8 protein-coding genes are annotated in these 7,707 nt (G+C 64.5%); 3 read left to right on the forward strand and 5 right to left on the reverse strand.

The annotated features are described in order from the left end of the window. The 4 genes from ACK5L9_RS24320 to ACK5L9_RS24335 form a co-directional block, all read right to left on the reverse strand. Positions 1–1,643, reverse strand: a 1,643-nt coding sequence (locus ACK5L9_RS24320; RefSeq protein WP_416914038.1) for a calcium-binding protein, incomplete at its 3' end; no start/stop codon positions are given. Positions 1,644–1,970: 327 nt separating this feature from the next. Further along, positions 1,971–2,699: an enoyl-CoA hydratase gene (locus ACK5L9_RS24325; RefSeq protein ID WP_416914039.1), complete on the reverse strand. Its 729-nt coding sequence runs from the start codon at positions 2,697–2,699 to the stop codon at positions 1,971–1,973. Positions 2,700–2,712: 13 nt separating this feature from the next. Beyond that, positions 2,713–3,726, reverse strand: a complete 1,014-nt coding sequence (locus tag ACK5L9_RS24330) for a phosphotransferase family protein (RefSeq protein WP_416914040.1) — start codon at positions 3,724–3,726, stop codon at positions 2,713–2,715. Beyond that, complete coding sequence (locus ACK5L9_RS24335; protein ID WP_416914041.1) at positions 3,723–4,682, reverse strand: hypothetical protein; 960 nt, start codon at positions 4,680–4,682, stop codon at positions 3,723–3,725. The genes ACK5L9_RS24330 and ACK5L9_RS24335 overlap by 4 nt, the downstream gene beginning before the upstream one ends. A gap of 392 nt (positions 4,683–5,074) precedes the next feature. Here ACK5L9_RS24335 and ACK5L9_RS24340 point away from each other — a divergent pair, with 392 nt between their 5' ends. Then, positions 5,075–5,545, forward strand: coding sequence for a MaoC family dehydratase (locus ACK5L9_RS24340; protein WP_416914043.1), 471 nt, complete (start codon positions 5,075–5,077; stop codon positions 5,543–5,545). A gap of 97 nt (positions 5,546–5,642) precedes the next feature. Beyond that, on the forward strand, positions 5,643–6,551 hold the full coding sequence (locus ACK5L9_RS24345) for a DMT family transporter (protein ID WP_416914044.1): 909 nt from the start codon (positions 5,643–5,645) through the stop codon (positions 6,549–6,551). Positions 6,552–6,747: 196 nt separating this feature from the next. On the opposite strand, the gene ACK5L9_RS24350 is transcribed toward ACK5L9_RS24345, so the two are convergent. Continuing rightward, positions 6,748–7,257 carry a superoxide dismutase family protein gene (locus ACK5L9_RS24350; protein ID WP_416914045.1) on the reverse strand — a complete coding sequence of 170 codons (510 nt, stop codon included), beginning with the start codon at positions 7,255–7,257 and terminating at the stop codon, positions 6,748–6,750. A 126-nt stretch (positions 7,258–7,383) separates the two neighbouring features. Between ACK5L9_RS24350 and ACK5L9_RS24355 the strand changes: the two genes are divergently transcribed. Then, complete coding sequence (locus tag ACK5L9_RS24355) at positions 7,384–7,695, forward strand: ETC complex I subunit (RefSeq protein WP_416914046.1); 312 nt, start codon at positions 7,384–7,386, stop codon at positions 7,693–7,695. The last annotated feature ends 12 nt before the right edge of the window (positions 7,696–7,707 follow it).

A 7,707-nucleotide genomic window follows, 5' to 3' on the forward strand; every position in this document is an offset into this window, starting at 1 on the left:
AACAGGTTGTCCGTGCCCTTGCCGCCCAGCAGCCGGTCGTTTCCGCCGCCGCCAAGCAGAACATCGCGACCCCCGCCGCCGTTCAGGACATCGGCCTGCCCGTCGCTCCGCAGCCGATCATTCCCGGTTCCGCCATTCAGGCTGTCGGCCCCCTTGCCGCCGAACAACCGGTCATTGCCGGCCCCGCCGAACAGCTTGTCATTCCCGCCCTTGCCGCGCAGCGCATCGTTGCCCGCCCCGCCCCGCAGCACGTCGTTCCCGGCTGCGCCGTTCAGCACGTCATTCCCCGCAGTACCGGCCAGCCGGTCATTGCCGCCGCGATCAGGCACCTGCCCGCCGCCGTCTACAGGCGGCTGCGCATCCCCATCGACCGGCGGCAGGTCCGTGTCGGGAACCTCTTCGCCCGGATGGATCGGGGCAAAGATCCGCGCGGCGACCCCATCGTGATCGCCATCGATAACCGCCGATGTGAACGTGACCACAAAGCCGCCATCCGGCAGGGCTGCGATCTCGGGGCCGGTCTGGTCCTGCACGAAATCCCCCACCTTGGGGCTGACGTCGAAACGGTCAGTCAGCGGCACACCGGTGGCCGAAAAGGCGCGCCCATAAATGGCATCTCTGACAGTACTGGGGGTATCGTCCCTCTGTTCCCACACCACCACGATGGCACCCGTAGTCAGTTGCGTGACGGATATGTTGCTTTGCACATGGTCGCTTTTGTCCACGATGGCTGGCATGCCCACCTGACTGCCTGATGCATCGAAGAACCGCATCATCAGATAGTAAGAGTTATCTTCATCGTCGATGCCCAGGTCGAAATCATAGTTCTTGCTGACGACGGCAAAGCCGCCATTCGTCAGCGCGGCAACGTCATAGTCCAACCCGGTAGCCAAGACATTGCTGGAGCCTTGATTCATTGCCAGCGAGAAATCCCCCCGCACGACCTTGCCGGTCGCATCCATGATCGTGCCGCGAATCTCGTTGCTGCGATCCCCATCCAGGCTTACATGGCTGCTTTCGCTGTTCCAGATGGAAATGCTGGAACCATTTGCCAGCACGGCGGATCGCGCGAAGGACTGATCATTTTCACCGACTTGGGTATTGACCAGCCTGTTGCCGCCTATAGGTGTGCCGTCTGCCGCGAATTGCTGGCTGTAAAGCTCGTCAAACAGCAGGCCCTCGCCGGCTCCCTCCATGCAGAACATCACCGTGAAACCGCCATTTGCGGTGGCGACGATCTCGGGCAATCTGGCGTTGTTTCCCGCGACGGTATCGGCGCGGACCGCCTCGAACCGGGCGGTTCCGTCGGCGTTGAATGCCTGAACCCAGACTTCCTCATGCGTGGCAAGGATGGCGTCCTGACCATCGTAAAGCCAGGTGACGGCATAACCGCCATCGGACAACAGGGTGATGCTGGCATCGCCGGAAAATGCGTCCTCCCATCCGTCAAGCCACGTTTCGCCGCCGACCGGCTTTCCCGCCGCGTCATATCGCTGTGAATAGACAATCGTGGCCGCAGGGGCATCGTTAGTCTTCACATAGCTTTCATAGACGATCAGAAAGCCACCATCCGCCAGTGTCGCGACATCGGGATTGCGCTGCCACTTGTGCGAATAGCCATTGACCTGAAATGTGTTGCTCATCAAATGTCCCTTCAATCGCTGATGCCGCGATGAGTAGAGACTTGCCACAGGCATTCCAGCTTGTTCCGCCACCGCGCGCAAGACAGGCCAGATGCCGCCGATACGCCTCGCTGTTTCGGCATTTTGCCGCATGCCGGCGAAGTTTAGCCCTTTGCAACGGTAGTGACAGGCGCAACAGGGGGTCAGCGGACGACTGCGGGGGCCGCTGGCAACGATGGGGCGATGCGCCCTGACTCCGGGCCGGGTCGGCTGCTTAGCCATAGCCCCAATGGCAGCAATGTCCCGCCTCTGGCCATGGGGAACAGTCATTCGTCAGGGCCACCGGTATCAGGCCCTTGCCGTGATCGTCACCTGCCGGTTTCTGTCCCGCGAAAACCGAAGCTCGAATTTCAGCGCCTCGCCCAGGGGCAGGGCCAGCCCGCCGTCGATCAGCGCCTTGATGTCGCGTGTTCCGGTTCGCGGCCATTGCGCGATCTCGCGGGCCAGCGTCAGGGCGTCGTGCAGCAACCTGTCATCCGGCGCTACGCGGTTGACGAAACCGATCCGCGCGGCCTCTGCCGCATCGACCTTGCGACCGGTCAGCGAGATTTCCTTGGCGATATTTGCCCCTGCCGTCCGCGGCAAGCGCTGCGAAAGGCCCCAGCCGGGCAGCAGCCCGATCTGCGCATGGGTGTCACGGAACCAGGCGCTGCGGGCGGCGACGATCATGTCGCAGGCCAGCGCGATCTCGAACCCACCGGTCACGGCCAGCCCGTTGACTGCGGCGATGACCGGAGTGCCGCAGCGGGTCAGCGCCCCGCCGACATCGCCACCCGTGACATTCGCGGTGACATCGCGCCCCGATGCCTCCAGTTCCCGGACGTCCAGCCCCGCGCAGAAGGCCCGGCCCGCGCCCGTCAGCACGATGGCCCGCACGCTGCGATCCGCGTCCAGCCGCGCCAGCGTCGCCACCAGCGCCAGCCGCAAAGCGTCGTTCAGCGCGTTCAGCGCCTGTGGGCGGTTCAGCGTCAGCAGCGCGACGCCGCCGGCGATGTCACATAGCAGTGGATCGTCCATCGTCCTTTCCTTTTCAGGTCATCAGCGGCGCGGCCAGAAACCGCTCGGCTGCGGCGATGAACCGGGGGGCCTGCGTGGCATCGGCGTAATAGGCGTCGCGCCCCTCGCGGTGTTGATAATCATACAGCACCGCCAGCTTCCACGCCGCCATCGCTGCGTACCAGCCGATGCGGCCAAGATCGGCACCGGTCCGGCTGGCATAGCGCGCAATCACCGCCTCGCGTGCGGGGGCACCGGCGGCCAGAAGGGCCAGGGACAGATCCTGTGTCGGTGTCGGAACCTCGCCCGGCACCGGATAGCAACAGGCGAAATAGCCCAGATCCAGCAGCGGATCGCCGATGGTCGCCAGTTCCCAGTCCAGTACCGCCAGCAGCCGGGGCGGCGTGTCCGCAGACCAGATCACATTGCCCAGCCGATAGTCGTTATGCAGGATCGCCGCGCCGCTTTCGGTGGGGATGTCGCGGCTCAGTTCCCCGGCCATGTCGGCAAGGAAGGCTGGCACCGGGCCGTCGCGCCTCTGCATCAGGCCGGTCATCCGGCGCAGATGGCGGGCATTGAAATCGTCAGGCCGACCGAAATCCGACAGCCCGCAGGCCCTCCAGTCCACGGCATGCAATTGCGCCAGCCCGTCGATCAGACCAAAGGCAAGCGCCGCGCCAGCCCCGTCATATTCCGTGGGCAGGGCCGTGGTCAGAACAGCACCTGGAACATGATCCATGATGTAGAAAGGTACATCCAGCACCTCGCCCGCCTGCGCCACGGCGCGCACCGCAGGCGTCGGAACCGGCTGATCGCCAAGTGCGGTCAGCACCCGCGCTTCGCGCAGGACATCATTCGCCCCCCTGGGCAGAGGCGGAGGAGGAGGGCGGCGCAGCACGGCATTCCCGCCCCTGACACGGATCAGATAGGTCAGGTTCGAGTGCCCGTCCCCGATCCGGCACGGCGCGGGATCGCCATCCAGCAGCCCTTTGCGGTCCAGAAACCCGGTCAGGGCGGCCAGCGTCGCGCCGTCCCAGTCCCGGCTCATGCGCCCTGCCCGTTCAGTTCGGTCAGGTTCTCAAGATAGGTCATCGGCCACTGGCATTCGAACTGCCCCGCCGCCTCGCGCCCATCGATCCGGGCGGTACAGGCGGCCTCCATGATCATCGTGGCATAGCGCCCTCCGGTCGGCAGCCGGACCAGGCCGAACCTCTCCATCGTCAGGTCGCAGGTGCCGCCGCGAATGTCGGTGATCGTCACCTCGATGCGCCGCTGGGTCATGTCGTCGTCATATTCGGCCCGCTGCCGGGCGCTGGCAACCGGCACCAGTTCGCCGTCACGGATGACATAGCCGCCCACACCCAGATCCCCGCGCGCCTGCCAGATCCACAGGTTGACGATGCGGCTGGCGTCGGGCGTATAGGCGACCAGCCATTTCCAATGCTGCGGGGCCTGCCAGTGACGCACACCCCAGGAATGGTCGCGATGGCCGATGCGGCCGAAACCGACCCGCCCGCCATCCCATTCGACAAAGCCCGTGACCCAGCCCGACTGCTCCAGCCGGTTGTGGGCGAACCACGAGGGCAGCCCGTCGGGGTTCGAACGATAGCTGAAGGGCGCGTGAAAACCACTGAACGCATAGTCCAGCCTGATCCTGTCGCTTTCATAGCGCAGCGTCGCGCTGCGCTGATCGGCGGGCTGGATGACATGCAGCCCCTTCAGGCGGAAATCGTCGAAATCCATATTGTCGGGAACATCGCCTTGCATCAGGTCAATGACATGGGCCTTGCGGTCCTTGCCCCACAGAATGACGTTGAACCCGGCCTTGCCGGTTCCGGTCAGGTAGAGATAGCACTGAAAACCAAGGTCGTGATCCGGCATCACCATCTGCCAGAACAGCGAATCCCGCGACTTGCCCCCGGCTTCCGGGCGATGCCGCAGATCGTCACCCGGCAGATACCCGGGATCGGCCAGTTCCGGCGCGGTGTTGATCCATTCGATCATTCCCTTCCCCCCCTTTTACCCGTGACAGGACATATGATACACAGGTCAAGCTTTATATCAACATGCATACCGTAACCTAGCTAATTATTTTTCGGGCAAGCCACTTGTCTGGTTGAAATTCATAATCTAGATTACAGATAGCACGCATACAGAATGCTGCGAAATCGTCGGGTCTGCGATCCGGGCGCAGGCTGTCGTGCATCCGGAACAATGCAAGAGGAAAGCATGCCGAATTTCGAAAGGGCTGCGGCGGGCCTTGCAATCGCCGCCCTTGCGTCCAGGGCGCGGATGCCGCCCCTGCCCAGGCAACACGGGCTGAGCCTGCTGTCCGCGAAACGCGATTCCGATGCGCCGCCGCATCAATGCCATCCCGGCAATGCGAGGGCGCATCTATGACCATTCCCTCGCCCGCGCGCCCGGACTGGTTCGAGGATCAGGCCATCGGTCACAACGGCCTGTCGCCCACGCGGACCGTAACCGGGGCCGATATCGGCCTCTTCGCCGGGCTGACCGGCGACATGGCCGAATTGCACACCAGCGACTCCCATGCCGCCACGACCGAATTTGGCGGCCGCATCGCGCATGGCATGCTGAACCTTGCGTTGATGCACGGGCTGATCGTACGCTCGGGGCGGCTGGTGTCGTCGGGTCTGGCCCTTCTGGGCTGGTCCGAGATACGCTTTACCGCCCCGGTCCGGATTGGCGACACGGTGCAGGCCGAATGGGAAACCGTGTCCCTGCGCGACAGCGCCTCGCGCCCCGAAGCAGGCATCGTCACCGACCGCGTGACCCTGCGCAATCAGCACGGCAAGACGGTCGTGACCGGCCTCGTCACGGAACTGGTGCGCAAACGGCCGGTCTGATATGGCCAGACGCGTTCAAAGGGATCATGTCGGCCGGCTATCACTTTATTCCCACAGCACACTTGCGCTTTTCCGCAAAAGACGGCAGTTGCAGATCATGCAATTGGAACCTGAAACCCGTCGTGATCTGATCGGCATCGGCTGGATGCTGCTGACGGGGCTTAGCTTTGTCGCGGTGAACGGTATCGTGCGCGGGCTTGGGGGCGCATTGCCGGCCCCGCAGGCCGCTTTCATCCGCTTTCTCTTTGGTCTGATCCTGCTGCTGCCGGTGATCTGGCCAGCGCTTCGGCAGGGCTTTCCCGTACGGCTGTGGGGGATGTTCGCGCTGCGCGGCGGGCTGCATGTAATCGCCGTGATCGCCTGGTTCTATGCCATGTCGCGGATCACAATCGCCGAGGTTACGGCGATCGGCTTTCTGAATCCCATCGTCGTCACTATCGGAGCGGCGCTGTTTCTGGGCGAGCGTCTGGCCCGCCGCCGCATCATTGCCATCGGCGTCGCCCTGCTGGGGGCGCTGATCGTGCTGCGACCGGGACTGCGCCCCCTCGACCCCGGGCATCTGTCGCAAGTGGCGGCGGCAATCGCATTCGGGTCATCCTATCTGATCGCCAAGCAACTGGCCGACAGGGCCTCGGCGGCAGTGGTTGTCGCCATGCTGTCCGTCACCGTGTCCATCGGCCTTGCGCCGCTGGCCTGGGCCGTCTGGGTGCCACCGACATGGGCGCAGACCGGCTGGCTGGCGCTGGTCGCCGCCTTTGCCACGCTGGGACATTACACCATGACACGCGCCTTTTCCGCCGCACCCCTGACGGTAACGCAGCCCGTCACCTTCCTGCAACTGATCTGGGCCAGCCTGCTAGGCACCACCCTGTTCCACGAGCCGCTGGACGGCTGGGTCATTCTGGGCGGCGCAGTCATGATCGCCGCGATCAGCTATATCACCTGGCGCGAGGCGCGGCAGCGCGCGCGCACCAAGACTCCCCCGGTCAGCGCAACCAAGGCGTGATCCCGTCGGCCCCGGCGACTGACCGTTCCTGAAGGCCCGGTCTTGCGACGACGGCACGGCAGACCCGGCCCGGAACCGAGGCCCCCGCAGCCGTTCGCCAACCCTCTGTCTCGCTTGTCATCAGGATCGCAAAGGGCCTGTGCCGCCATTGGCACGGCCACGGGTCAGCCTGCATGGCTGCCGGGACAAGCCCGCATCACGGCGCGAAAACACCGCAGCCGATCCGCCCGCCCGCCTCGCCCGAGGGCTGGCTGACGTAATCGTCGGCCCCGGCATGGATAATGAAGGCCGCGCCGTCCTCGTCCATCATCAGGCCGGTCGTCAGGTTCGGCACGAAATACTCGACCGTCAGCGCACCGCCCTCGGGGATCACAAGATTGGGCATGTCGCCCGGATGGGGCCCCGCCGGCGACATCACGCCGTGATCGGCTCCATTCGCCAGATGCCCGCCGGCCGAGGCAAAATCCGGCGGCTCGCAAAGGCCGGTTTCGTGGATATGCACCGCATGCACGCCGGGCGGCGCCCCGACCAGGGCGATGGTCACGCTCATCATGCCCGATTCGGTGGGCCGAGCGGTCACGGTGCCAAGGGCCGCACCATCGGCGGATGCGATTTCGGCGGTCAGGGGGGCGGCCATATCCTGCGCAACGGCAGGCAGGCCACTGGCGAATGCTGTCATCAGCAGACAAAGACCGGGGGTTTTCATGGATACCTCGTTGTCATTGATTCAGATGCCACGGGATAACGCCGCAGCCTGCCCATCCGTTCCGGGCTTGATCCGCGCGGCGACATTGGCGATAAGTTCAGCGGTCGAAGCCAAAGGAAACCTGCCATGCGTGTCCGCATCTATCAGCCCGCCCGCAACGCCATGCAATCCGGCACCGCCCGGACAAAAGGCTGGGTGCTGGAATTTCCGTCCGCCGACCCGCGTGAGATCGATCCGCTGATGGGCTGGACCAGCAGCGACGACACGCAAAGCCAGGTCCACCTGAAATTCGACACCCGCAAGCAGGCCGAAGATTACGCCCGCGAACGCGGTCTGGATTTCATCGTACAGGAACCACATGGCCGCGCCCCGAACATCCGCCCCCGCGGCTATGGCGAGAATTTCGCCACCGACCGCCGCGCACCCTGGACGCATTGAGGTTTGTAGAAC

The organism is Paracoccus sp. (in: a-proteobacteria), assembly GCF_047973135.1.
Classification (GTDB): domain Bacteria; phylum Pseudomonadota; class Alphaproteobacteria; order Rhodobacterales; family Rhodobacteraceae; genus Paracoccus.